The organism is Bartonella sp. CL25QHWL (assembly GCF_042195335.1).
GTDB lineage: Bacteria > Pseudomonadota > Alphaproteobacteria > Rhizobiales > Rhizobiaceae > Bartonella.
The window spans coordinates 1-987 of record NZ_JBHIOE010000067.1 but is presented as its reverse complement, the minus strand read 5'-3'; the positions used below and the strand labels follow the sequence as shown (position 1 = coordinate 987).

The 987-nt window shown below is 41.5% G+C and carries 2 protein-coding genes; both read right to left on the bottom strand.

Going from position 1 to position 987, the window contains the following annotated elements:
• Nucleotides 1–289 precede the first annotated feature (289 nt).
• The gene (locus ACFILY_RS09495; RefSeq protein WP_375631816.1) at nucleotides 290–517 is read right to left on the bottom strand and encodes a hypothetical protein; all 228 of its coding nucleotides are present in this window, start codon (nucleotides 515–517) and stop codon (nucleotides 290–292) included.
• On the bottom strand, nucleotides 514–987 hold a 474-nt coding region (locus ACFILY_RS09490), incomplete at its 5' end, for a lysozyme (protein WP_375637996.1). The genes ACFILY_RS09490 and ACFILY_RS09495, both read right to left, overlap by 4 nt.

Genomic DNA, 987 nt, shown 5'->3' with positions numbered 1-987 from the left:
CGTGAAAAATCAAGCGCTAATAAGAGTATAATGAGTACAATCCATTTCGTATAACGCGACATCACTTTTACACTTTTGTAGGTCATGATGATTTCTTGAAGGATTTCTTTTTCTGCTTCTGTAAGCTCTGTATCGTCTTGTGTTTTTTTTCTAGCCATGTTTCCACCCACACACGCGTTCACCTAGATTATTGTGCTTTAAGATCTCTCTTGCTAAGTTTGAACTGATGGCGTTCAGATCTTGCTTATCTAAATAAATTGGCAACCAGCCAACACAAGAAGAAGCATATTTATTTGTCGTGCAACCAGTCAGAGAGAGCAGCACGCACATCAGCATCACTTTTTTGATTAACTTCACTTTCCACCTCCAGACGTGTTTTGGCTGCTTTTAAAGCTTTTTCTGTTTGCTTTTGTTGCTCTGCTTTTTTCCCAAGAGTAAAAGCTCTTGCTAATGCAATAAAAAAAGCGACTAAAGCCGCGCCTGTTATCATCAGATTTCTTTTCATCCATAAGATCATAGACGATGCTCCTGAAAGCGTTTAGCAACAAAGAAAATACCAGCACATGCGGCTAAAACCATAATGGTGGCCAAAGCCCATTGGATTGGTCCATTTCCAGCTAACAAACCACCAAGCCCAGAAAAAGAGCCAATAATCGGTGCAAGGGCTTCTGCTTTGAAAAGCCCCGTTGGTACTTGCGTTTCTACTGTTTGATAATTGGAAGAAACATAAGCCCCTTTCGCCCATAAGCCTGTTTCTGCCGCACGCCGGTGTGCTAGACCTTCAAGACGCTTTCCGCCTGCTTTGGTCCATTTCTGTAGCTCGGCAGGGACAGCTTCATATTCACCTTGATTGAGCTTTTTTAACAGTGTCGAATTACAAAAGGCTGTTGTTCCTACATTATAGCAAAAGGACACTAACGCCGCAAATTGTTCATCCGTTAATGAAACCGTAACAGCGCGTTCAACGACATTTTCAAATTGTCTTAA

Coding starts and splice junctions, on each gene's coding strand:
- ACFILY_RS09495 (WP_375631816.1), bottom strand. CDS start 517: ATGATCTTATGGATGAAAAGAAATCTGATGATAACAGGCGCGGCTTTA.